Genomic DNA, 22,457 nt, shown 5'->3' with positions numbered 1-22,457 from the left:
CGCAGGGAAACATCATGAAAATCACCATTAAACGCACCGCTCTGTCCCTGCTGCTGGCCTCCGCTGCACTGGCACCGTTGGCCAGCGGTTTCGCCGCCGAAGGCGATGTGCCCTTCCGTGCCGCCGTGAAAGCCAGCGCCGATCCGGCGCTGCACGACAGCCTGCCTGAAGCCATCAAAAAGGCCGGTTACATTGTGGCGGGCACCAACCCGAATACCCCACCCACCACCTTCTATGAAGCGGATAACAAAACGCTGGCCGGACGTGAAATTGATGTGATGAGCGCGATTGCCGATCGTCTGGGCGTGGCCATTCACTGGAAAGATACCGGCGGTTTCGACAATATCATTCCCGGCCTGAAATCCGGCCGCTATGACGTGGCGCTGGCCAATATCGATGCCAACAAAAAACGCTTCCAGCAGGTTGATTTTGTCGGCTATTACAACGCCTCCAAACTGGCACTGATTGCCCGTAAAGATGCGGCACTGGGGCCATATACCGATCTGGCGCAGCTTTGTGGCCAGACCGTCGGTGCGGGTGCAGGCACTTCGCAAATTACCCGTTTGCAGCAGGCCAGCGAACAATGCGTCAGCGGCGGCAAACCGGCCATTACCATTCCGATTTTCCCAGACCGCCCGGCCGGGGTTCAGGCGGTGATCAGCGGCCGGGTGCCGATGTTCTTCGGCCCTTATGAAGGCTTGCGTTACCAGGCGACTCACGTTAAACCGCTGGCGCTGGCCGGTGATATCAACATTGAAGGCACTACGGTGGCCATCGCCTTGCCGAAAGGCTCTGAGCTGGTGAAACCGGTACAGGCGGCGCTGAACTCGCTGATTGCCGATGGCAGCTATCAGAAAATCCTCGACGGATGGGATATCGGTTTTGGCGCGGTGAAAACAGCCGGTATCAACGAAGAGATCGCAAAATGAGTGGGCAATACCCTACCGACGATGCCGAGCTGCGCATTGTCGGTCATCGGCATTACGGCCGCTGGTTCAGCGCACTGCTGGTGCTGCTGATCGTTGGCATTATCGCCCATTCGATGCTGCATAACCCGCGTTTCGAATGGGCCGTGGTGGCGGAAAACTTCACCGAAGAGTCGATTATCAACGGCGTGATCATGACGCTGAAGCTGACGGTGATTTCAGTGATCTTCGGCTTCGCCGGCGGCGTGCTGCTGGCATTGATGCGCCTGTCTGCTAATCCGGTGCTGGTGGCGGTGAGCTGGTTCTATACCTGGTTCTTTCGCGCGGTACCGATGCTGGTGCAGCTTTTCCTGTGGTACAACATCGCCGCGCTCTATCCGCGCATCAGCCTGTGGATCCCATTCCTTGGGGAAGTTGCCAGCGCGCCGACCAATACCATTATCAGCACCTTCAGCGCGGCGGTGATCGCCCTGGTAATGCATCAATCGGCTTACGCGGCAGAGATTGTGCGCGCCGGTATCCAAAGCGTCGGCAGCGGTCAGTTGGAAGCCGCCAAGGCCCTGGGCTATCGTCGTGGGCAAATTCTGTGGCGGGTGGTTTTGCCGCAGGCGATGCGCACTATTTTGCCACCGGCCGGTAATGAGGTGATCGGGCAGCTTAAAACCACCGCGGTGGTGTCGGTGATTGCCCTGCAGGACGTGCTGTATTCGGCGCAGATCATCTACCAGCGCACCTACGAAGTCATTCCGCTGCTGCTGGTGGCCACGCTGTGGTACCTGGTGATGACCTCAATTTTGTCGATCGGCCAGCACTACGTTGAACGCTACTTTGGTCGAGGTAGCCAGGCCAGCCGCAGCAACTGGCTGTTTCGCCGCCGCAAGGTGCCGGTTAGCCAGCCACAGGGAGCTGAATCATGAGCGCTGCCATTCACATTAATCAGGTTCGCAAGTCCTTCTCCGGCACCGAAGTGTTGAAGAATATCAGCCTGCAGATCCCGGCCGGCTCGGTCACGGTGATCCTTGGCCCTTCCGGCTCGGGTAAATCGACCTTGCTGCGCTGCATCAACCACCTGGAGAAACTCGATGGCGGCACCATTCGCGTAGGCGAACAGCTCATCGGCTATCGCCAGAAAGGCAATCACCTGTATGAACTGAAGGAGCGTGAAGTCGCCGAACAGCGTAAAAGCATCGGCATGGTGTTCCAGCAGTTCAACCTGTTCCCCCACCGCACGGTGCTGGAAAACGTGACGGAAGCCCCGCTCCTGGTTAAAAAGGAAAAGAAAACCGTGGTGCTGGAGCGCGCAAAAGCATTGCTGACCCGCGTCGGGCTGGAACATCGCATTCACGCCTGGCCACGCGAGCTTTCTGGCGGTCAGCAACAGCGGGTAGCGATTGCCCGCGCGCTGGCGATGAACCCGGAGGTACTGTTATTCGATGAGCCAACCTCTGCGCTCGATCCCGAGTTGGTGGGTGAAGTGCTGCAGGTGATGAAAGGCCTGACGCATTCCGGCATCACCATGGTGGTTGTGACGCACGAAATCGGCTTTGCGCGCGAAGTGGCGGATCAAATCATCTTTATGGATCAGGGGAAAGTGGTGGAAACGGGGACGGCACAACAGGTGCTGGATGCACCACAGCACCAAAGAACGCGGGACTTCCTGGCAACGGTACTCTAAAACTGCATCGGGGGCATTGCGCCCCCGATCATTAAATTCAGTCTTTTTTTCGGCCAATGGCAGAGAAAAGATTACACAGCTCACCCAGACCATAAATCGAGCCAAGCAGTACGGCTATCATTACCGGCACCAGGATCACCACGGTTGCCAAACTCTCAATCATTTCTAACATCGTCGTTTCCTGGTTTTAAACAGAGAACCCTCTTCCGAACCCGAGGTTTCCCCTTATTTATCTTGAGGTTATTTTTTTGGTTGGTTCCAATCTGTGATACAGATCACACCACCATTTGGCTAATGTAACTGACACAGTTGCATTACCGCAATACAAAAAAATGCTCTCTCCCGGAGGCCAGAACACGTGCCTTTCCGTAGGGGCATCTTCAAGCAGCGAACAAGGGTATGCCCGGCAGCTTGGGTTAACTCAATCCTCAGCGTTATCCGTCAGCACCTCAATAAATACGATTAGCATTGTATTAATTCAAAATTTAATTTTATTTAACAGGCGGGCATTCTATCTCCATCCAATTGTTTTTGATGGGAATACCTATTTTTAATTTCCACAAAAAGCAATTATAAGGAATCAACAGCAAGAATGAAGTAGTTGATGCTATCCAGATTATGCAAAAATAATAGATGTGGCTTATAGCTACCTCTACAAGCATTATTAAATTCAGATGTAAAACGTCATATTGTTAAATTTTTGTTTCAGGGAGAGACTAATGAAATTAAAAGAAAAGAAACGTTTAGGAGCTTCAGCGATAAAAATCCCGTTCGCAAATATTAATAGAATACAAGTCGTTAGCCGCCACAATCGCCAGCAAAAGCCTAAGCCAGGGATAATCACCAAACTGGCCTCCATGGCCGTCAATCATCGGACATCGGCGTCACCGGTAAAAATGAAAAAAACGGCCATTCAATGGATGGAAAATTATGCCTGGCATGGCGTATTTATAATCAGCGGTTTATTTTGGCTGGCAGTTATGGGGCTTATTTGGTTTTTAACTTCACTTTAGAAACCGGTATGGTATTTCATCTCCAGTCTAACCAGATGAAATACCCTACGTATAAGTAACACGATTATGTTTTATATTCACATCCATGTTTATCAGTCATGTGTAAATGTGTTGGATACATGTTGCACCGCGGTGCCCATCCGCAACATCTTGCTGCTTTGCACCAGCACCTCACCCAATGTCCCCTGACCGGAAACCATAATGTGCGGATGGCCCTTCGGATTTTTCACGGTTCCGAACGATGAGCGGTCCAGTCGTCGTACAAACTGGTGATTTAATCAACAACCCAGCGTATGACTGCAACGAGATAAAATCTGGCCTCTCAAAATTAAGAATATTTACCTATTCTAATTTCCTGCGCAGGAATACATTCATCTCAACTTTTACCGGCCGATTAACCTGTGCTTTCTTTGTCGGTTAATTAGGCAATTTACCAGGAAACTCTTATGAACTTTAAACGTGCCGCAGGTGTGATGGTTGTTGTTATGGCAACCCTTTCCGTAACTGCATGTGGGAATATGTCTCACCGCGATCGCAACACCGCGATCGGTGCCGGCGTCGGTGCATTGGGTGGCGCAGTATTGACCGACGGTAGCACGCTGGGGACCTTGGGCGGCGCAGCGTTGGGCGGCATCATCGGTCACCAGACCAGTCGCTGATCCCAGCAGCAAAAAATATCAGTTTCAGATCGGTTATTATCTATTTAAAATAATCGATCTGAAATTCACACCATTCTATTACTTTTTCATCTGAGCTAAAAACTTAATACTCCCCACATCATTTCATCCCAATAAAATAAAACCCACTTATAATAGAAACACTGGCACTACCGCCACTCACTCTCTCTTTTCAACGACGCCACGACGGATGTTGCAGCTGTTCTTACTCGGACATTTTTATTTCTTGACTTACACAATCTCAGGATTATAGTTTTCAAATAAAATTTGAAACAAAGTTTCGCATTTGAAACTTTACCAAACTTAAAATAATAAACACTTAACTAAAACTTGTCTCATATATAAAACCCAGCGAGAAATTCCATTATTTTATGGCGGAATAGGCTCGTTTTTTAAAACGTCAGCTTTCATCAGGGGAAAGTCATGCGCAAAGCCTTTATCGCATTTTTACTATTTTCACCAATGAGTTACGCTAACACTCTCACCCCCGTCAGTGAGAAGCCTGCCACGAAACCTGAGGCAAAAAAGAGTAGTCCGGCATTCCCGCATCTGCATTGGCAAAATGAGGAAAATAATAAAAACATTGATATCGGTGGTGCATTACGCGCCAACTATCGTTATGAAGACTGGGGCAGCAGTAATTACCGCAACCCACCCCACTTGCGTTTTGATACCTTTCGCATCGATGCCAGTGGCAATTATAATGACGCCTTCTTTGATTCCGGCTTTTGGTTTCAGGATCGCCGAAAATACGCCATCGACCGTGCCTATGTCGGCTATCACCTGAGCGGGAATTCTGACCTGCAGCTAGGCGCACCTTTCAAACCCTTTGGTTTGCAGCCTTATCCCCAGTTCGGCTGGTCCTACGGCATCCCGTTTTATCTCGGTTTCGGGGTCAATAACGGGCTGGGCGCCAAATACCAATTCCATGACCATGGCTGGGCGCTGGATGCCGCCTATTTCCCCCGCATGATGCCGGCAGGCGTGCGCTATGCACCGGAAGTGGGCAATTTCGACGATCTGAAAAATACCAACTACGGTTCGCAACATTTGCAAGCTAACGAGAAGCGCGACCAGGTGAACCTGCGCCTGGCGCGTGAATTCCATCAGGGTGACTGGAACAACGAACTCGGCGCTTCGCTGGCGGTTTCCCGGCTCTATAATCATGACACCGGGGATAATGGCACCTACTGGGCGACAGGTCTGCATGCTTTGGCGAACTACGATCCGTGGCATCTGTCGTCACAAGTAATCCGTTATTCTTATGACGCCAAGGGACCTGAGGGAGCCAACAACTCGGTAATCTTAATGGGCGGTAACGGCCTGACGCCGGCCTATTTAATTCCGGCGCAGGCCACCACGGCGTCAATCAACCTGGCGCGTGATGTCGAGGTGCCCTGGGGGCCAGTGAAAAAACTGCGTTTTTATAACGACTACAGCGTGCTGTGGAAGGATAAGGACGGCGGTTCTGATTCTAAAATGAATACCCTTGGGGTGCAGATCTTTGCCCTGCCGGTGATGGTGTGGGTTGATCTGACCTGGGCGCAAAACGCCAATCCCTGGGGCGGAGCCGAAAACGCCACCGGCTGGACCAGTACTCAGTCTTCCGGCAGCAATAAATGGTATTTCCGCACTAACCTGAACATTGGCTATTACTTCTGATCCTTTTCCCCCTCCATCGAGGGGGAAAGATGGTGTTAGCCCTTAACCTGAGACACCACATTCAACGGTTGGGCATCGGGCAGGATATTCATATGTTCCAGCACCTGAGCCATGATTTTGCCAAACACCGGGCCGGCTACCGAACCACCGAAGTGTTTGCCGGCTTTCGGGTTGTTAACCATTACCACCAGCGCTACCTGCGGATCGCTGGCCGGGGCGACACCGGCGGTGTAGTTGATGTAACCGCCGTCGTATTTGCCATTAGGCCCCATCTTCTCTGCGGTACCGGTTTTAATCGCCAACCGATACCCCGGCACTGCGGCGCTGAGCCCGCTGCCGCCCGGTAAAGCATCGCTTTCCATCATATGCACCACGGTTTTTACCGTATCCTCCGGCAGGATGCGCTGCCCCATTACCGGTGGCGTGACTTTGGTTATCGACAATGGACGATAAACGCCGTAGGAACCGATGGTCGCATATTCACGCGCCATCTGTAGCGGCGTTACCCGCAGGCCATAGCCGAAGGAGAAGGTCGCCCGTTCGATATCCGCCCAGCGCTCACGGTGTTGCGGCAGGTAGCCGCTGCTCTCGTTACCAATCCCCAGGTCAGTCGGCAGCCCCAGGCCAAAGCTTTTGTAAACGGCCGGCAACACGGTGGCAGGCAGTGCCAGCGCGATATGTGAAACGGCGATGTCACTGGATTTTTGCAGTACCCCGGTAATGGTCAGTTTCGACCAGTGGCCCACGTCCTTGATTAAATGACCATTGACCCGGTAAGGCGTGGTATCCAGCACGGTATCCGGCCTGATTAAGTGGTGCTCCAGCCCAACCATCACCACCACGGGTTTTACCGTGGAGCCTGGCTCGAAACTGTCGCTGCTGCATACGTTGCGAATGTCTTTTGACGGCGTATCCGCATAGTTGTTTGGGTTAAATGACGGGTAGCTGGCCATGCCCAGCACCTCGCCGGTGTTCACCTTCACCAGCACGGCGCAACCGGAGTCTGCCTGGTTGGCGACCACGCCGTCGCGGATCTGCGCATACAGCACGTACTGGATAAATTTGTCGATGCTCAGCGTGACGTTCGGCGGCGGCACAGGATCGACGTTCTTGATCACGCCAATCACCGCCCCGCTGCCATCCTTCTGGTATACGCGCAATCCGTTCTTGCCTTGCAGCAGGTGGTTAAAGCCCAGCTCGATGCCTTCCAGCCCCTGATTATCCTGTCCGACAATACCGATCAGCCCGGCGGCATCCTGGCTCATCGGATAAAAGCGGCTGAAGTCCTGCTCGGTGCTGACGCCGGTCAAATGCAGCTTACTGATATAGCTGGCATTATCATCTTCAACCTTACGGGCCAGATAGACAAAACGCTTATGGGCGTTGGTCTGGATCTGCTTTTGCACCTCGGTCAGAGGCATTTTCAGCACGTTGGCCAGGCTCTGCCAACGTTCATTGGTGAGGTCGGTATGGCTATCGAGAATATGTTTGGGATCCAGCACGATATCGCGTGAAGACACGCTCACGGCCAGCGCTTCTCCATTGCGATCGGTGATCATCCCCCGGTTGGTCGGCAACACCTGGGTGCGGATCGAACGCTGATCCGCCTGGTCAGTCAGTTGTTGATGCTCCAACAGTTGTAAATAGCCCACTCGAAACGCCAGCAGGAAAAAGCAAACCAGTATCCCGGCGCAAATCCAGCCAAAGCGAAGGGTTGAATAATTTTTACCGCTTTTTTTTATTAATGGCGCCACTGTTAACCCTGCGTTTTTATTAAGGTTATGTAATGATTTCAGTCTAACCTGACGAAAATCTTTAGAAGATTGCAGTTTGTAAGAAAGTAAAAACAAACGCGTTTACTGTTGCACATCCGCGCTGTCGTTTAACTCCGGTTTAACTTCTTGCCCTTGTTCAGGCTGCGGGGCGTTGGCCGGGTCAAATATATGGTCGAGGATCGCCCGCGCCGTCGGCCCTGCCACCACACCGTCACCACCGCCGTTTTCCAGAATCAGCGCCATCGCCACCCGTGGATTTTTATAGGGGGCAAACAGCGTATAGAAAATATGGTCACGCAGCCGCACCGGGATCATTTTGGCGTTATAGGTCTGATTCTCTTTCAGCCCAAACACCTGCGAAGTCCCGGACTTGGCGGCAATTTGGTACGGCGCGGTGTGGAACAGCTTGTAGCCGGTCCCGTTTGGCAGGTTGGCCATGCCATACATGCCGTTGCGCACAATGCCCCAATACGGCGATTTGGCATCGCCAATCTGCGCGGCCTGCTTCGGCGGTTGATAGAGGTTCACCTGGCGCCCCTGACGCATGGAATACAACAGATGAGGCGTCTTCACCTTGCCGTTATTGATAAGCGTGGTGAGTGCCTTCACCATCTGGATTGGCGTGGCGACCCAATAACCCTGGCCGATGCCCACCGAGATAGTGTCCCCCTGGTACCAGGTTTTTTTATGCACCCGCTGCTTCCATTCGCGGCTTGGCAAGACACCGCGATATTCTTCGTTAAGGTCAATTCCGGTAGCCTGGCCGTAACCAAATTTGCTCAGCCAGCTATGAATGCGGTCAATGCCCATTTCATAGGCCACCTGATAGAAGAAGGTATCGGCGGACTCTTCAATCGCCTTGGTCACGTTCAGCATCCCATGACCGGTTTTAAGCCAGTCGCGATAACGGCGTTGGGTACCCGGCAACGTCCAGGTCGGGGCGCCAAAGAAGGTGGTATTGGGGGTGATCACCCCGGCGAACAGTGCAGAGGTCGCCATGTAGGGTTTCACTGTGGATGCCGGTGGGTACAGCCCCTGAGTTACGCGGTTTATCAGCGGCAGGTCGGGGTTGGCCAAGAGAGATTTATAGGCGGAATAACTGATGCCCTTCACGAAAGGGTTGGGATCGTAGCTGGGGCTGGAAACCATCGCCAGAATACCGCCGTCACGCGGATCCTCAACCACTACTGCCGCACGCTGCCCTTTCAGCACCGATTCGATATATTGCTGCAGCGGCAGATCGAGCGTCAGGTAAATGTTTTTGCCCGCCTGTGGCGGTTGTTCTTTCAGCAGGCGTATCACCCGGCCGTGGTTATCCACCTCCACTTCCTGATAGCCGGTGGTGCCGTGCAGTTCAGACTCATAATAAGCCTCAATGCCCTGCTTGCCGATATTGTGGTCGGCGGCATAGTTCTCACTCAGACCGGCTTTATCCAGCCGCTTCAAGTCACTATCATTGATTTTCGATACGTAGCCCACCACATGAGCCAACTCGGCACCGTACGGATATTCCCGTTGCTGGTAGGTATCGATGGTTACCCCATCAAAGCGGTACTGATTGACCGCAAAGCGCGCCACCTCGGTCTCGGTCAGCCCGCTTTTCAGCGTCACCGGCTTGTAGCGACCGTTATGGTGCATATCATCGCGAAAGGCGGTGATATCTTCCGGGGTCAGATCGACAATCGGCGTCAGCTCTTGCAGCAACGCGGTCATGTTTTCGATTTTGCTGGGAATGATCTGGATTTGGTACAGCGTGATGTTACGCACCAGCGGGGTGCCATTGCGGTCGAAGATCAGCCCACGACTCGGGGCAATCGGCACCATTTTAATGTCGTTCTGATTGGAGCGAGTTTGGTAGAACCCATGTTGTTTGACCTGTAATCGATACAGGTTGGCGACCAGCACGCCAAAACAGGCGACGACCAGCACCATTGCCACGCCGGCACGGCGAATAAACAGCATTTCCTCTGCGGAATGGTCACGAATTTTATCTTTTAATAGGGCCATGCGTGGCGAGTTACCTGTCAGACGTCACAATTTCCCAAGATAAATCAGGATCGTGAAAAGTCGGCAAGCATAGCGTTATTGAGAAAGGCTCCCCATTAAAAGGTTGCTAATGAAATGGCATAAATGTTTCAACATGTTGGAATGTTACCAAATGCCGATTTTTCTGCCGCTCAGGGATTGAGCCGCGATTTATGCCGATGCTACAATGTGACGCAGATCACACTAATTCATTTTTGCCCGCACGGCCCCCCGCCGACTGCGGCTTTTTCCAAGGACCATGTTCGATGAGTGCCATTGCCACAGGTTTTATCATGATGCGCTGGGAGTTACTGAGCGCCGTTATGATGTTTATGTCCAGCCAGCTAAACGTCGTTTGCCGCAAGACCAGCCGCAACGGCATGGCATTTATGTTCAGCAGCCTGGGACTGTTCACCACCTGCTGGTTCGTCATGGGCCTGATGGGCATCAGTTTCAGCCAGGAAGGCTTTACGCAGTTCTGGTCACACGCCTGGGATATGTATGTCGAAGTCGTCAGCAACACCCCCACCGACTGGCCACTGCCCTGAGCCAGAAGACAGGCAAGGCGTGACGCGTTTTGCCTGTCGTCTTTATTGCGTTTGAGCGTCGTTGGTAACATCCCGTTATTACCCAAAGGTTCATAAAATAAATAAAATATAAAGTAGCCGTCTGAAACGCATACCGGCTTATGCTGACCCCAGACAACCTTGTCACACTGACGGGAAGGCAAACTTCCTGCCCACCTTTCCTGTTCCCCCTTAATTAATCCAGAATCCGGCTTAATACCTAACCGATGACTGGCCTGGCTGATGGATAGCCACGCGCCGCCATCAGGAAGCGTCATGATTTCTCCCTCTGCTCGTATTGCAGACAGCAGCCTGATCGAGCCCGGCGCGATGATCGGTGCGCGCGTGCGCATCGGACCTTTTTGCGTCATTTCTGCCGGCGTTGAGATAGGTGAAGGCACCACTATCGCCTCGCATACGGTGATTAATGGCCTGACGCGCATCGGCCGCGACAACGTTTTCGGCCAGTTTTCCTCGATCGGCGAAGCCGGCCAGGATTTGAAATATGCCGATGAGGCGACTTCGTTAACCATCGGCGATCGCAACAGAATCGGCAAATACGCCACCCTGCATCGTGGCACGGTACAAGGCAGCAGACGCACCGTCATCGGTCATGACAACGACCTGCGCGACAATGTGCATGTTGCCCATGACTGCATCATCGGTGACGGCGCTTACCTTGGCGATCACAGCGGTTTGGCCGGTCATGTTGAGCTGGGCGATGCTGCCTGGGTCGGTGCTCGCTGCGCGATACATCAATTTTGCCTTATCGGCGCCCATGCGCGATTAGCCGACGGCGCTCTGGCCGTGCAAGACCTGCCTCCCTTTGTGCAGGCTGGCGGTCATCGCGCCAAGCCTGATGGTCTGCATCTGGCGGCACCGGCTTTTCTGGCCGTCGATCCGCAACAGCAACGGGTGATTCACTCGCTGTATGACATGCTCTACCACCGGGCGATGCCGCTGGAGGAGGTTCGGCAGGAAGTGACTCACCTCAGCGTGGAATACCCGCTACTGAGCCTGTTCAAGGATTTCTTTACCCGCTCGACGCGCGGCATTATCCGCTGAGCAACCTGGCCGCTATGCCACCTTATGGCAACGTACCGCGGTTCCCCCCAGATTGACCCGCAAGTTTTGCGGCAGTTGGCAGCCTTCTCCGGCATAAGGGCAACGTTCGCGGAAGAAACACCCCTGCGGCAACTGGCGGTTGCCCGGCAGTTCGCCCTTGCGGTCTTCAATCGCGCTGTCAGTCAATGAGCGCCCTGCTCGAGGCACCGAATCCAGCAGCAACCGGGTATAGGGATGCTGCGGCTGGCGCAGTACCTGCGCGGTCGGGCCCAGTTCCACAATTTGCCCCAGATACATCACGGCGACACGGTCACTCATGTGCTGAATCACCGAGACGTTATGCGAAATCAGCACATAGGTCAGATTGCGTTGGCGCTGCAATTCCACCAATAAATTGAGGATCTGCGCCTGCACCGAGATATCCAGCGCCGAGGTCGGTTCATCCAACACAATGATATCCGGTTGCGAAGATAGCGCGCGAGCAATGGAGATACGCTGACGCTGCCCGCCGGAAAACTCGTGTGGCAAGCGGTCAATCGCCTCCGGCCGCAGGCCGACCTGTTGCGCCAGTTCCGCCGCCTGTACCCGCCGCTGCGCCACGCTGGTATGTCGCTGCACGTACACCGGTTCAGTAATAATGCGCCACACCGGCAGGCGGGGATCGAGTGACGACTGCGGATCCTGAAACACCATCTGCATACCGCTGCCAAACCAGGATCCATCGTTGCGCGCCCGCAGCAACTCACCGCTACTCGGTTTCAACAATCCCATCAGCAACTGCGCCAGCGTACTCTTGCCGCAGCCGGATTCGCCAACGATACCCAGGGTTTCCCCGCGCATGATGTTGAGATCCAACCCGTTGAGCGCGTGGACATACTCACGCGGCTTGCCACGCCAGTTATAACTGGCGGGAAAGCGTAGCCGCACGTCGCGCAGTTCCAGCAGCGCTTCAAGGTTCAATTCGCACCTCCAAATCAATAGACTGCGGATGCCAGCAGGCCACCCGCTGGGCCGGTTCTGCGGCTAAGGGCATTAGCGGCGGTGTTTGTCGGCACTGGCCGTCGGCGTGGCTGCAACGGTTGCTGAAGGCGCAGCCCGGCGGCAGCGCACTGAGATTAGGCACCGTGCCGGGAATGGCCTGCAGCAGGCTGCGCGGCTCGGCGCGTTCCGGTGCCGCCAGTAACAGCCCAATGGAATACGGGTGGCTTGGGTGTTCGATCACCCGCTCTGTAGTACCACTTTCAATCACGTGCCCGGCATACATCACATACACCCGGTCGCAAAGCTGCGATACCACCGCCATATCATGGGTGATAAACAGCACCGCCGTGCCGCTGGCACGCGCTTTTTGTTGCAACAACCTCAGCACCTGGCGCTGCACCGTAACGTCCAGCGCGGTGGTTGGCTCGTCGGCGATAATCAGTTCCGGCTCGCAGGAAAACGCCATGGCAATCAACACCCGCTGGCGCATACCGCCGGACAGCTCGAACGGATAACGTTCCATCACGCGTTCCGCATCGGCAATTTGCATCTCCTGCAACAGTTGGATCGCCTTGTCACGCGCTGCCCGAGCCGAGAGCCGCTGATGCAGGCGGATCACTTCACACATCTGGCGACCAATCTTGCGCGTTGGATTCAGTGCGCTCATCGGTTCCTGGAAAATCATCGATACCCGCGCGCCGCGCAGTTGACGCATTTGCCGCTCACTGGCATTGAGGACGTCGGTGCCCAGCATCTGCAGCGCTCCGCCGGTCACACTGTAGCCGTCCTCCGCCAGCAGCCGCAGGGTCATCATCGCCGTCACCGACTTGCCGGAACCGGACTCACCCACCACGCCGACAATTTCGCCGGCCTTAACCTGCAGCGAAACGCGGTTAAGTGCCTTGACGCTGCCGCCGTAGACCGGGAATTCCAGTTGCAGCTCTTCGATAGATAAAACGGTAACTTCACTCATCAGCGCCCCCGGGTTTTAGGATCCAGCAGGTCGCGCAGACCGTCGCCGAACAGGTTAAAGCCGGTGGCGGTGATCAGGATCGCCGTACCGGGAAAGGCCGAATACCACCACTGGTCGAGCACATAGTTGCGCCCGTTGGCCACCATCGCTCCCCACTCGGCGGTCGGCTGTTGGGCACCCAGACCGATAAAGCCCAGCGTGGCCGCCATCAGGATCGCCGTGCCAATATCCAGCGACGCCTGCACCACCAACGGCGGCATGACGTTACGCAGTACATGCCAACCGATCAGGTGCCAACGCGAGGCACCAAAGGTACGTGCTGCCTGCATATACGCCTGATGGCGTAGCGTTAAGGTTTGGCCACGGGCCAGCCGCACATAAAACGGAATGCGCACCACCGCGATAGCCAACATGGCATTGAACAGGCTGGGGCCGAGCGCCGCCGCCAGCGCCATGGTCAGCACCAGCGAGGGCACCGACAGCATAATATCCATGCAACGCATAATCAGCGCATCCACCGTGCCGCCCATCACGCCGGAGAAGCAGCCAAGCAGCGAGCCAATGCCCCCCGCCAGCACCACCACCGCCAGCCCGGCGGCCACCGACTGACGGCTGCCGACCAGTACCCGGCTGAACAGATCGCGGCCTACTTCATCAGTACCGAACCAGTGTTCTGCCGAAGGCGGCAGCAGGCGTGCGGTAAGATCAATCGCATCCGGGTTGTGCGGTACCAGCCACGGCGAGAACAGCATCAGGAACAGTACGGCAACCATGATAGCGGCACCCAGCAACGTCAGCGGGCTACGCCGCACGCGGTACCAGGCACGGCGCAGGCTGGCAAAACGCAAGGCCGGTTGCGCCGCCGGCGGTTGTTCGATTTGAGTCATTGTCATTATCCCTCGCGCCCCATTCGCGGGTCGATCCACAGATAAAGCAGATCGACGATCAAATTCACCATCACGTAGGCGAAGGACACCACCACGGCAAACCCCATTACTGCCGGGAAGTCCAGTGCCTGAATGGAGTCCACCACATAGGCACCCATGCCCGGCCAGGCGAATACCGTTTCGGTCAGTACCGCGCCATACAGTAAATCCCCCAGCGCCAGCCCCAACACCGTCACCGACGGGATCAGGGCGTTGGGCAGCGCATGCCCGAGCACCACTCGCCAATGCGAAAGGCCGTTGGCGCGCGCAGTGCGGATGTAATCTTCTCCCAACTGTTCCAGCATCGCCGATCGAATTTGCCGCGCCACCACCCCGAGGTGAACAAAGGCCAGGGTCAGCGCCGGCAAAATCAGGTGCTGCAGGCTGTTCCAGAAGGCTTCGCCATTGCCGGTCAGCAGGGAATCGAGCAGGTAGAAGCCGGTGATATGGGTTGGTGGATCCAGCCAGTCGTCCAGCCTGCCGCCACCGGGTAACAGATTGAGTTGGCCGTAAAAAAGGATAATGACGCCCAGCCCCAGCCAGAATGCCGGAGTGGAGATACCGGTCACCGACAGTAACCGCACCAGATGATCGGGCCATTTATTGCGATAAACCGCCGATACCACGCCGAGCGGCACACCCAGCGCTATTGCCAGTAACAAGGCGCAAAAAGCCAGCTCCAGCGTGGCGGGAAAGAAGGCTCGCAGATCTTCCAGTACCGGTCGCCCGGTGCGAATGGAAGTTCCCAGATCGCCATGCAACAGATCCAGCACATAGCGGCCAAATTGCACATATAACGGCTGATCCAACCCCAGCTGCTGGCGAATATGCTGGACAATTTCTTCGCTGGCGCGGTCACCGGCCAGCAGCCGCGCCGGATCGCCGGGGATCAGGTGAGAAATGGTAAAGGTGATAACGCACACCCCGAACATCACCAGCACCAACCCCCAGCAACGCTGACGGATAAGGCTCCAAACGTTCATAGCGATTTCCCATGGTGCAGGGGCAGCCAAACGGCTACCCGAAGAAGATTACTTGCTCATCTGCCCAACGTTGAACACCTGCTCCAGCATCGGGTTATATACAAAGCCCTTCACCTCTTTGTTCATCGCCACCTGATAGTTTTTCTGGAACAGATAAACATAGGCCGCCTGGTCGATGACGATTTTCTGCGCCGCCTGGTAATCGGCAGTACGCACCTGCTGATCGGACACCGATACCGCTTTCTTCAGCAGCGCGTCCACCTGCGGATCGCTGTAGAACGAACGGTTGCCCGGTAGTCCTTTCTTGTCGGATTCGAACCAGTAGTTCATGAACATGTAGGGGTCGGCGAAGTCCGGGCTCCAGTTGCCGATGGCGATGTCGTAGTTACCCTGGCCAATACGGTCACGCATGGTGGCGTTGGCCAGTTTCTCCAGCTTGACGTTGATGCCCACCGTCGCCAGGCTGGCCTGTACCGACAGCGCTATCGCCTCCCAGTTGGGGTCGCTTACCGAATACAGGAAATTGAGCGAAGCCGGTTTGTCCTTCACCGCCGCCAGTGCTGCTTTGGCCTTGTCCGCATTCTGGCTATATTGCTGCGCGGTGGCGTCGTATCCCCACATGCCTTCCGGGATCGGGCCACGCATCTGTTTGCCGTTACCGCCGAGAATGCCCTTCACCATGCCCTGGTAATCTACCGCGTAAGAAATGGCGCGGCGCAGATCAACCTGATTCAGCGGTGCTTTGCCGTTGTTGAGATATAAGTAGGTCACCCGCAGCGACGGATACTCATTGACCGCCACCTTGTTTTCGCTCTTCAACGCCGTAAGCTGGTCGATCGGCAAGGATTCGGCAATATCCAGGTCACCACGGGTCAGTTGCAAACGACGGGTGGCGCTTTCGCCGATGATTTTCACCGTTACCCGCTTAAAGGCCGGTTTCGCGCCGCTGTAATGCGGATTCGGCACCAGCACCAGCTGCTGGCCTTTTTGCCAACGATCCAATTTGTACGGGCCGGAACCGGCGCTGTGGTTCGCCAGCCAGGCTTTACCTTCGTCCGCCGGATTGGCCTTGGCGATGGCCGGGTTAACAATACCGGCCCCGTCGTTGGCCAGGGTGTACAGGAACGGTGCAAACGGGGTTTTCAGGGTGAACCGCACGGTTAGCGGATCCACCGCCGTCACCTGCAAGTCTTTCGGGAAAGCTTCGGAAGGCCCCTGACCAATTTTCATCAGGCGTTCGAACGACCACTTCACCGCCTCGGCATTAACGTCCGAACCATCATCAAACTTGTTGCCGGGTTTAAGTTTAAAGGTCCACACCAGCTGATCGTCAGAAGCCGTCCAGCTTTCTGCCAGTTCGCCTTCCACCTGAGTCGAGCCTTTGCCGCCCTCGGTTTTGTACTGCACCAGTCGTTGGTAGGCCGGATAGGTCACCGTCCAGTCGTTGTTATCTATGGTCACCGCCGGATCCAGCGTTTGCGGGTCGGCCGCCTTGCCAATCACCAGCATGTCTTTGGGTACAGCGGCCTGCGCCTGACCCATTACCGCCATGCCCAACGTCACTGCAGCCGCCAGAGCGGCGTATTTGATCTGATTCATAAACAAAGCTCCTGATGCGTTGAATGTGTGTTGTTTTAATCGTAAGAAAAACAGCCGAAGCGATCGGCCAAAAGCGGATACTCGCCCGCGTTGGGCAGCTCAAAATGCCACCATTCGCTGGCGATAGCGCGAAAACCTCCGGCGGCCATCACCGCATTCAGCAGCAGCCGGTTGCGCTGCACCTCCGGAGGGAAATCAGGGTAAAACGGGTGGGATCTTTCGCTCATCTCATCAAAAGCGGTGCCCATGTCCAGCGCCACACCGGCGGCATCCAGCAGCGTCACGTCGATCGCCACGCCCCGGCTGTGGTGTGAACCGGTTAGCGTGCTGGTGACATATTGCGGATCCGGACACGCCTGCCACAACAATGCCTGCGCCTGCTGTGGCCGATAAGCGTCGAACACCAGCAGGGAAAAACCGGCCAACCGCGCCGCCAGCAAACAGCGCCCTAGTCCCTGCACCGCGTCGGGATGCAGCAGGCAGCGGCTCTCAAGATAAATCGCCCGGCCGGTCAGGTTGTCGGCGCTGGCGTATTTCAAGTCGATCGGCAGCCCGGGAAAGGCCTCAGCCAGATCGATTAAAGTTACATTGTCACTCATTACGTTTTCCCATAGCGGTTAAGATTCAAATTGCCCCAGCTCTTTTTGCAGGCTGCGGTTATTGGCCAGCCGTTGTTCCACCGCCGCGCCGCCCTGTTCCAGCACCGAAGACAACAGCAGATTGAACAGACAGCTCAGCGGTGCCAATGAGTCCCAAAACTGGCCGGTGTCGGTTTTCACCTGCAGCAGATCAATCGGGTAATCCCTTGCCCACGGACAGTAAATATCGGTGATCAGCGCCAGCCGCAGCCCACGTGCGCAGGCAGCCTGACAATATTTTTGGGCGATAGTGGAATAGGCGCGGGTGTCGGTCAGCACCAGATAAGGTGCGCTGAATTCCGAATTGAGTGATTCCACGTAAGTGCCGGACAGTCCGTCGGCGTAATAGACTTTGGGCCGCAGATATTCCAGATGGCTGTAGAAGGCGTTGGCGATGCCGCGCGTGGATTGAATACCGACCACGAACACCGCTTCCGCCTGCGCCAACTGTCGGCTGACCTGGGCAAAGGCATCACCGCCGGCCAATTGGTAAACATGCTCGACAGCCTCCAGTTCCAGCGTTAACGACTGGCGCAGTTTTTGCGGCTGTGGCTGTTCGCGACGTTGGCGATAAGCGCCCAGGCGGTCGGTCACGCCCCAGGGCTGATACAGCGCCGTCCCCTGTTCACGCAGCGTGCGTTTCAAATCGTCAAGATTGCGGTAACCCAGACTACGCAGGTAGCGGCCAACCGAGATACCGCTGGTGGCGGTGCTGCGGGCGATGCTGTCTGCCGTTTCAAACGGCACCTGCGCCAAGTTGGCCAGCAGATATCCGGCGATACGTTTCCCGGTCGGGGTCTGTACCGCAAATGACGCTTCTATTTGTGCGATCACATCTGGATGCTCAGCCATAGTTCGCCCGCTGTTGTTGAGTTGTCATTACGCCACCCTCTGTTACTCAGGTAACAAAGACTGATGATGACAATGCATGGCCCGTGCCAATGGCGAACTGCTGGGGGAAAATTATCGCGTGGCGGCGTATGGCGCTGCAGGAGCGGTAGCGCCTGCGATTACAACATAGTCATCAGTTGATAACTATTGCACAACAATTGGGCAATGCATCTGGCAATGCACCGCCGTGAACCCTTAATTTCAATTTTATGACCAGGCTTGCGAAACCAGTGCAAAAGTCTGTGCAAGATGGCAATCCGGTCTATGAGGTTTACCACGAACCATGATGGTGGGCGTATCCACGCAAGGCAGGCCGCGCTGATTCAGCCATTCGCCAAGACCGGTGGCCAGCGGCGTATCTACCCGCACGAACTGGCCGCTGCAGGGTTGGCATAAGGCATCAATCAGGATAACCGCGTCGGCAAGTTCAGGCGCCACCACCGGGCCGATCATGCTGCCATAACCAAAACGACGCCGCAGGGCAAAACCGACGGCAATCCCCCGCCGCTCCAGCACCAGCGCCTGCCCGGCACCTGCCAATAACTCTACCAACAGCGGTTGACGCTGCATGCCACTGGCAAGTAAATCCAACTCACTCAGTAAGGCAATATCCGCAGGCAAAGCCGGACGAAGACTTAATCCGTTTGGCAAAGGTGCGGCATCGCGTAGCGGCAACTCCCGGCATTGATGCTGCGCCAGGGGGCCTTGTTCGACAAACCCCAATTGCTGATACAGCGGCTTGCCCTGATCGCTTGCCACCAATTGCAGCTGATAAGTGCTCAATGGCGCCATCAACTGCTGCATCATTGCCCTGGCGATACCTTGCCCGCGGTGCTGCTCGGCAACAATCACCAACCCCAGCGTGGCACGCTGTTCACCCCACAGCCAGCGTAGCGCACACCCCACCACCTGCCCTTCGGCCTCGGCTATCACACCGGCACCCAACGACCACGACTGCTGCCAATCCTCCAGCCGGTGGGGCCACTGTATCTGTTGCGACAGTTCGAACGCGGCCGGAAGATCCGTGTCGATCATTGGGCGCAGAATAATGCTCGGTTTTTCCTGGGGCACCTTTACCTCCTGATTCATTTAGCGGCGAAAATCGCCCTGTCACAAAGTAGCAAATTCGGTTGTGTCTGGCACATTGCTTATGGTCTTAATATGGACTAAATTTGACACATTCGTTCAGCGAGGAGAGCAGTATGAAAGTTGAAACCATTAGCTATGTAAAGAAACACGCCGCCGCGCTCGATTTGTCTGAACCTATTTTGGTTACGCAAAATGGCACACCGGCTTATGTGATCGAGTCTTATGAAGAGCGCAAGCAACGGGATGACGCTATTGCCTTGCTTAAATTGCTAACGCTGTCTGAAAAAGACAAAAAAGAAGGGAAAGTTTATACCCGCGACCAGTTACTGGCTGATATAGATAACTAATGCGGTAAAAAGGAGATGTCGCATGAAGGAACAGCTTGATATTGAGTATACCGCAACGGCAAAAAGCACCCTGGTCGAGATTATCCGTCATCTTAAAGCCAATAATGTCCCTCCGATGCCTGTCGTGGGCGAGATCATCACCGCGTTTGAAGCAAGGGTAAGTCAGTTCTCAACCGGTTGTCAGATATGCCCTGAACTTTTAAAGCTTGGCTGCGATAAATACCGTGAATGTAATACGGTAAATGGTTATCGCGTCATCTATTCGCTCGAAGATTCACTCATTACCGTGCACGCTTTTCTTGCACAAAAGCAGGATATTCAGCAAATATTATTTAATCGACTGATAGCGCCCTAAGCCCGCAGGGCTCCCTGATGCTTCCTCATTTTGCCGCGCAAAAGCAAAGGTTCCCTGTCACCCGCGTTGGCCAAAACTTGCGCCCCCGCCGATAACCCGTTAGGGTTAATTGTGATTTGCATCACAGTTTTAAGGTGCGTGCGGCGATAAATCTCCCTCTCGGTCTCCCGCGTTAAAACAAAGTAATCCGCCTATTTATCAGCGAATTGTGCACGATAGAATGGAGATGAAATGCTGAAACTGAGTCCCGACCTGTTGATTTTTACCGATCTGGACGGTTCACTGCTGGATCACCACAGCTACCGCTGGCACGCGGCGCAGCCCTGGCTGGATCGTCTGGCACAGGCCCAGACGCCGCTGATCATCACCACCAGTAAAACCGCCGCCGAGGTCTGCACGTTGCAACAGCAACTGGGGCTGAGCCACTGGCCCTTTATTGCCGAAAACGGCGCGCAGATTGTTTTTCCCGAGGGATGGCACGACCAACCCGACTACCCGGCGAAAACCCTGGGGGCCGATTACCACAGCCTGACGGCAACCTTGCGGGCATTGCGCCACCAGACCGGTTTCGCCTTCCAGGGATTTGCCGATGTGGATGCCGCGACGGTGGCAAACTGGACCGGCTTAACCCTGCCCCAAGCCCGCCAGGCACGGCAACGTGCCGGTTCTGAACCGCTTCGTTGGGCAGGCACCGATCGCCAACTTGAACACTTTCGCACCCTGCTGGCGCAACACGACCTGCATCTGACTCAGGGGGGACGCTTTTATCACCTGATGAGCCGAGAGGTCAGCAAGGGCAATGCCGCCCGCTGGCTGGCCGCGCGTTATCAATTAACCCGGCGTCAGCCTTTAACCACCCTCAGTCTGGGCGATGGCCCCAATGACCTCTCCCTGCTGCACGCCAGCAATCTGGCGGTATTGATCCGTGGCCAGCAGGCCCAGCCGCTTACTTTACCGAACGATTTCTCCGGCCGGCTGTACCGCACGCAACAGCAAGGCCCACAGGGCTGGTGCGAAGGATTGGATCATTTTCTGCTTAACGGGAGATCTCAACATGAGTGAATTTTACCAGGACGGCATCATCACCAACTTCCACAATCTGGCCCAACGTGACTTGGCCGAGCTGGAATATGAGCTGCAAGTGTTCTCCGGCCGCAACACCATGGGGTTGATTTTGCCTTCACTCTATTCCGAGCTGGAGGGCCCCGCGCTGGACAAGATCGTCGATACGCTGGCACAGGTGCCCTATCTGGAGGAAATCGTGATTGGCCTGGATCGCGCCAACCATCAGCAATTTCTGCACGCCAAAGCCTTCTTCTCGCGCCTGCCACAGCGCCACCGGATTTTGTGGAATGATGGGCCGCGCCTGACGGCGATTGCCGAACAGCTCAGCGCCGAAGGACTGGCACCCAACGAGCCGGGCAAAGGCCGCAACGTATGGTTCTGCGTCGGTTATACCCTGGCATCGCGCCGCAGCAGCTGTGTGGCGCTGCACGACTGCGACATTGTCACCTATGATCGTCGCATGCTGGCGCGTCTGCTGTACCCGGTGGCCAACCCGCAGTTTCATTACGACTTCTGCAAGGGCTATTACGCCCGGGTGGCTGGCGACAAGCTGAATGGCCGCGTGGGTCGGTTGCTGGTGTTTCCGCTATTGAAATCACTGCAAAAGGTCTATGGCAACTCGGATTTTCTCGACTATCTGCGCAGCTACCGCTACCCGCTCTCCGGTGAGTTCGCCATGCGCACCCATATCCTCAATGACTTGCGGATTCCCAGCGATTGGGGACTGGAGATTGGCGTACTGTCGGAAATCCACCGGAACACCGCCACCAACCGAATTTGTCAGGTCGATATCGCCGACCATTACGACCACAAGCATCAGCCAATGTCGGAGGATGATCCGAACACCGGCCTGCAACGTATGGCGAGCGACATTACCAAGGCGTTGTATCGCAAGCTGGCGATCCAGGGGGTGCCGATCACCAGTGATTCTTTCCGCGTGCTGCGCGCCACTTATTACCGCACCGCATTGGATATGATCGACGCCTTCGAGCACGACGCCAAAATGAACGGCCTGGGTTTCGATCGTCACAGCGAAGAATCGGCGGTCGAACTGTTCTCCCGAGTCATTTCTCAGGCGGGCCACGCCTTTAGCGAAAATCCCGGTGACAAACCCTTTGTGCCTAGCTGGAACCGCGTACAGTCCGCCTTCCCGGACATCCTGCAACGGCTGTATGACGCAGTGGAGCAGGATAACCAGCAGTAAACGCCCCCGCCGCCCGGCGGGT

The 22,457-nt window shown here is 55.5% G+C and carries 23 protein-coding genes; 12 read left to right on the top strand and 11 right to left on the bottom strand.

The genetic code is table 11. From position 1 onward, the window contains the following. The first annotated feature begins 14 nt into the window (after positions 1-14). From SERS4_RS0112815 to SERS4_RS0112805, 3 genes are read left to right on the top strand one after another with little or no spacing between them, the layout of a single operon-like run. Positions 15-929: an ABC transporter substrate-binding protein gene (locus SERS4_RS0112815; protein ID WP_017892791.1), complete on the top strand. Its 915-nt coding sequence runs from the start codon at positions 15-17 to the stop codon at positions 927-929. Then, the gene (locus tag SERS4_RS0112810; RefSeq protein ID WP_017892790.1) at positions 926-1,843 is read left to right on the top strand and encodes an amino acid ABC transporter permease; all 918 of its coding nucleotides are present in this window, start codon (positions 926-928) and stop codon (positions 1,841-1,843) included. The genes SERS4_RS0112815 and SERS4_RS0112810 overlap by 4 nt, the downstream gene beginning before the upstream one ends. Then, positions 1,840-2,601, top strand: a complete 762-nt coding sequence (locus SERS4_RS0112805) for an amino acid ABC transporter ATP-binding protein (protein WP_017892789.1) — start codon at positions 1,840-1,842, stop codon at positions 2,599-2,601. The genes SERS4_RS0112810 and SERS4_RS0112805 overlap by 4 nt, the downstream gene beginning before the upstream one ends. Before the next feature lie 37 nt (positions 2,602-2,638). Here SERS4_RS0112805 and SERS4_RS26320 read toward each other — a convergent pair whose 3' ends face one another. After that, entirely contained in the window at positions 2,639-2,773 is a 135-nt protein-coding gene (locus tag SERS4_RS26320) for an AcrZ family multidrug efflux pump-associated protein (RefSeq protein WP_017892788.1), read from the bottom strand. A gap of 547 nt (positions 2,774-3,320) precedes the next feature. Here SERS4_RS26320 and SERS4_RS0112795 point away from each other — a divergent pair. The 3 genes from SERS4_RS0112795 (at position 3,321) to SERS4_RS0112785 (ending at position 5,953) form a co-directional block, all read left to right on the top strand. After that, complete coding sequence (locus SERS4_RS0112795; protein ID WP_017892787.1) at positions 3,321-3,614, top strand: hypothetical protein; 294 nt, start codon at positions 3,321-3,323, stop codon at positions 3,612-3,614. A gap of 446 nt (positions 3,615-4,060) precedes the next feature. Next, positions 4,061-4,273 (top strand): osmotically-inducible lipoprotein OsmB, encoded by a 213-nt coding sequence (gene osmB, locus SERS4_RS0112790; RefSeq protein ID WP_017892786.1) that lies wholly within the window; start codon positions 4,061-4,063, stop codon positions 4,271-4,273. A 441-nt stretch (positions 4,274-4,714) separates the two neighbouring features. After that, positions 4,715-5,953: a hypothetical protein gene (locus tag SERS4_RS0112785; protein ID WP_017892785.1), complete on the top strand. Its 1,239-nt coding sequence runs from the start codon at positions 4,715-4,717 to the stop codon at positions 5,951-5,953. 35 nt (positions 5,954-5,988) lie between these two features. Here SERS4_RS0112785 and SERS4_RS0112780 read toward each other — a convergent pair whose 3' ends face one another. Beyond that, positions 5,989-7,707, bottom strand: coding sequence for a penicillin-binding transpeptidase domain-containing protein (locus tag SERS4_RS0112780; RefSeq protein WP_017892784.1), 1,719 nt, complete (start codon positions 7,705-7,707; stop codon positions 5,989-5,991). 102 nt (positions 7,708-7,809) lie between these two features. Further along, complete coding sequence (gene mrdA / locus SERS4_RS0112775; protein ID WP_012145084.1) at positions 7,810-9,735, bottom strand: penicillin-binding protein 2; 1,926 nt, start codon at positions 9,733-9,735, stop codon at positions 7,810-7,812. Positions 9,736-10,019: 284 nt separating this feature from the next. Between mrdA and SERS4_RS0112770 the strand changes: the two genes are divergently transcribed. Continuing rightward, positions 10,020-10,301, top strand: coding sequence for a YjcB family protein (locus SERS4_RS0112770; RefSeq protein WP_012145083.1), 282 nt, complete (start codon positions 10,020-10,022; stop codon positions 10,299-10,301). 294 nt (positions 10,302-10,595) lie between these two features. After that, complete coding sequence (lpxA, locus tag SERS4_RS0112765; RefSeq protein ID WP_017892783.1) at positions 10,596-11,384, top strand: acyl-ACP--UDP-N-acetylglucosamine O-acyltransferase; 789 nt, start codon at positions 10,596-10,598, stop codon at positions 11,382-11,384. 12 nt (positions 11,385-11,396) lie between these two features. Here the strand turns inward: lpxA and SERS4_RS0112760 are convergent, their stop codons facing one another. The 8 genes from SERS4_RS0112760 to SERS4_RS0112725 form a co-directional block, all read right to left on the bottom strand. Continuing rightward, complete coding sequence (locus SERS4_RS0112760; protein WP_017892782.1) at positions 11,397-12,344, bottom strand: ABC transporter ATP-binding protein; 948 nt, start codon at positions 12,342-12,344, stop codon at positions 11,397-11,399. Continuing rightward, positions 12,334-13,338 carry an ABC transporter ATP-binding protein gene (locus SERS4_RS0112755; RefSeq protein ID WP_017892781.1) on the bottom strand — a complete coding sequence of 335 codons (1,005 nt, stop codon included), beginning with the start codon at positions 13,336-13,338 and terminating at the stop codon, positions 12,334-12,336. The genes SERS4_RS0112760 and SERS4_RS0112755 overlap by 11 nt, the downstream gene beginning before the upstream one ends. Further along, on the bottom strand, positions 13,338-14,225 hold the full coding sequence (ddpC, locus tag SERS4_RS0112750) for a D,D-dipeptide ABC transporter permease (protein ID WP_017892780.1): 888 nt from the start codon (positions 14,223-14,225) through the stop codon (positions 13,338-13,340). Before ddpC ends, SERS4_RS0112755 begins: the two co-directional genes overlap by 1 nt. 5 nt (positions 14,226-14,230) lie before the next feature. After that, positions 14,231-15,247 (bottom strand): ABC transporter permease, encoded by a 1,017-nt coding sequence (locus SERS4_RS0112745; protein ID WP_012145076.1) that lies wholly within the window; start codon positions 15,245-15,247, stop codon positions 14,231-14,233. A 48-nt stretch (positions 15,248-15,295) separates the two neighbouring features. After that, positions 15,296-16,846 (bottom strand): ABC transporter substrate-binding protein, encoded by a 1,551-nt coding sequence (locus SERS4_RS0112740; RefSeq protein WP_017892779.1) that lies wholly within the window; start codon positions 16,844-16,846, stop codon positions 15,296-15,298. 35 nt (positions 16,847-16,881) lie between these two features. Continuing rightward, complete coding sequence (gene ddpX / locus SERS4_RS0112735; protein WP_017892778.1) at positions 16,882-17,445, bottom strand: D-alanyl-D-alanine dipeptidase; 564 nt, start codon at positions 17,443-17,445, stop codon at positions 16,882-16,884. Positions 17,446-17,463: 18 nt separating this feature from the next. Then, a complete protein-coding gene (locus tag SERS4_RS0112730) occupies positions 17,464-18,336 on the bottom strand; it encodes a MurR/RpiR family transcriptional regulator (RefSeq protein WP_012145073.1) in 873 nt (290 codons plus the stop codon). A gap of 246 nt (positions 18,337-18,582) precedes the next feature. Further along, complete coding sequence (locus SERS4_RS0112725; protein ID WP_017892777.1) at positions 18,583-19,446, bottom strand: GNAT family N-acetyltransferase; 864 nt, start codon at positions 19,444-19,446, stop codon at positions 18,583-18,585. A 131-nt stretch (positions 19,447-19,577) separates the two neighbouring features. On the opposite strand from SERS4_RS0112725, the gene SERS4_RS0112720 reads away from it, so the two are divergent. The 4 genes from SERS4_RS0112720 (at position 19,578) to SERS4_RS0112705 (ending at position 22,435) form a co-directional block, all read left to right on the top strand. Next, a complete protein-coding gene (locus tag SERS4_RS0112720) occupies positions 19,578-19,811 on the top strand; it encodes a type II toxin-antitoxin system Phd/YefM family antitoxin (protein WP_012145071.1) in 234 nt (77 codons plus the stop codon). A gap of 22 nt (positions 19,812-19,833) precedes the next feature. Continuing rightward, positions 19,834-20,166 carry a type II toxin-antitoxin system RelE/ParE family toxin gene (locus tag SERS4_RS0112715; RefSeq protein WP_017892776.1) on the top strand — a complete coding sequence of 111 codons (333 nt, stop codon included), beginning with the start codon at positions 19,834-19,836 and terminating at the stop codon, positions 20,164-20,166. A 231-nt stretch (positions 20,167-20,397) separates the two neighbouring features. Continuing rightward, the gene (locus tag SERS4_RS0112710; protein ID WP_017892774.1) at positions 20,398-21,228 is read left to right on the top strand and encodes a mannosyl-3-phosphoglycerate phosphatase-related protein; all 831 of its coding nucleotides are present in this window, start codon (positions 20,398-20,400) and stop codon (positions 21,226-21,228) included. Next, positions 21,221-22,435: a glycosyl transferase gene (locus SERS4_RS0112705; protein WP_017892773.1), complete on the top strand. Its 1,215-nt coding sequence runs from the start codon at positions 21,221-21,223 to the stop codon at positions 22,433-22,435. The genes SERS4_RS0112710 and SERS4_RS0112705 overlap by 8 nt, the downstream gene beginning before the upstream one ends. The last annotated feature ends 22 nt before the right edge of the window (positions 22,436-22,457 follow it).

Origin of the sequence: Serratia sp. S4, from assembly GCF_000347995.1 — a bacterium.
GTDB classification, from domain to species: Bacteria; Pseudomonadota; Gammaproteobacteria; order Enterobacterales; family Enterobacteriaceae; genus Serratia; species Serratia quinivorans.
This window is presented reverse-complemented; position numbering and strand designations above follow the sequence as displayed.

Coding starts and splice junctions, on each gene's coding strand:
- SERS4_RS0112815 (WP_017892791.1), top strand. CDS start 15: ATGAAAATCACCATTAAACGCACCGCTCTGTCCCTGCTGCTGGCCTCC.
- SERS4_RS0112810 (WP_017892790.1), top strand. CDS start 926: ATGAGTGGGCAATACCCTACCGACGATGCCGAGCTGCGCATTGTCGGT.
- SERS4_RS0112805 (WP_017892789.1), top strand. CDS start 1,840: ATGAGCGCTGCCATTCACATTAATCAGGTTCGCAAGTCCTTCTCCGGC.
- SERS4_RS26320 (WP_017892788.1), bottom strand. CDS start 2,773: ATGTTAGAAATGATTGAGAGTTTGGCAACCGTGGTGATCCTGGTGCCG.
- SERS4_RS0112795 (WP_017892787.1), top strand. CDS start 3,321: ATGAAATTAAAAGAAAAGAAACGTTTAGGAGCTTCAGCGATAAAAATC.
- osmB (WP_017892786.1), top strand. CDS start 4,061: ATGAACTTTAAACGTGCCGCAGGTGTGATGGTTGTTGTTATGGCAACC.
- SERS4_RS0112785 (WP_017892785.1), top strand. CDS start 4,715: ATGCGCAAAGCCTTTATCGCATTTTTACTATTTTCACCAATGAGTTAC.
- mrdA (WP_012145084.1), bottom strand. CDS start 9,735: ATGGCCCTATTAAAAGATAAAATTCGTGACCATTCCGCAGAGGAAATG.
- SERS4_RS0112770 (WP_012145083.1), top strand. CDS start 10,020: ATGAGTGCCATTGCCACAGGTTTTATCATGATGCGCTGGGAGTTACTG.
- lpxA (WP_017892783.1), top strand. CDS start 10,596: ATGATTTCTCCCTCTGCTCGTATTGCAGACAGCAGCCTGATCGAGCCC.
- SERS4_RS0112755 (WP_017892781.1), bottom strand. CDS start 13,338: ATGAGTGAAGTTACCGTTTTATCTATCGAAGAGCTGCAACTGGAATTC.
- ddpC (WP_017892780.1), bottom strand. CDS start 14,225: ATGACTCAAATCGAACAACCGCCGGCGGCGCAACCGGCCTTGCGTTTT.
- SERS4_RS0112745 (WP_012145076.1), bottom strand. CDS start 15,247: ATGAACGTTTGGAGCCTTATCCGTCAGCGTTGCTGGGGGTTGGTGCTG.
- SERS4_RS0112740 (WP_017892779.1), bottom strand. CDS start 16,846: ATGAATCAGATCAAATACGCCGCTCTGGCGGCTGCAGTGACGTTGGGC.
- ddpX (WP_017892778.1), bottom strand. CDS start 17,445: ATGAGTGACAATGTAACTTTAATCGATCTGGCTGAGGCCTTTCCCGGG.
- SERS4_RS0112730 (WP_012145073.1), bottom strand. CDS start 18,336: ATGGCTGAGCATCCAGATGTGATCGCACAAATAGAAGCGTCATTTGCG.
- SERS4_RS0112720 (WP_012145071.1), top strand. CDS start 19,578: ATGAAAGTTGAAACCATTAGCTATGTAAAGAAACACGCCGCCGCGCTC.
- SERS4_RS0112715 (WP_017892776.1), top strand. CDS start 19,834: ATGAAGGAACAGCTTGATATTGAGTATACCGCAACGGCAAAAAGCACC.
- SERS4_RS0112710 (WP_017892774.1), top strand. CDS start 20,398: ATGCTGAAACTGAGTCCCGACCTGTTGATTTTTACCGATCTGGACGGT.
- SERS4_RS0112705 (WP_017892773.1), top strand. CDS start 21,221: ATGAGTGAATTTTACCAGGACGGCATCATCACCAACTTCCACAATCTG.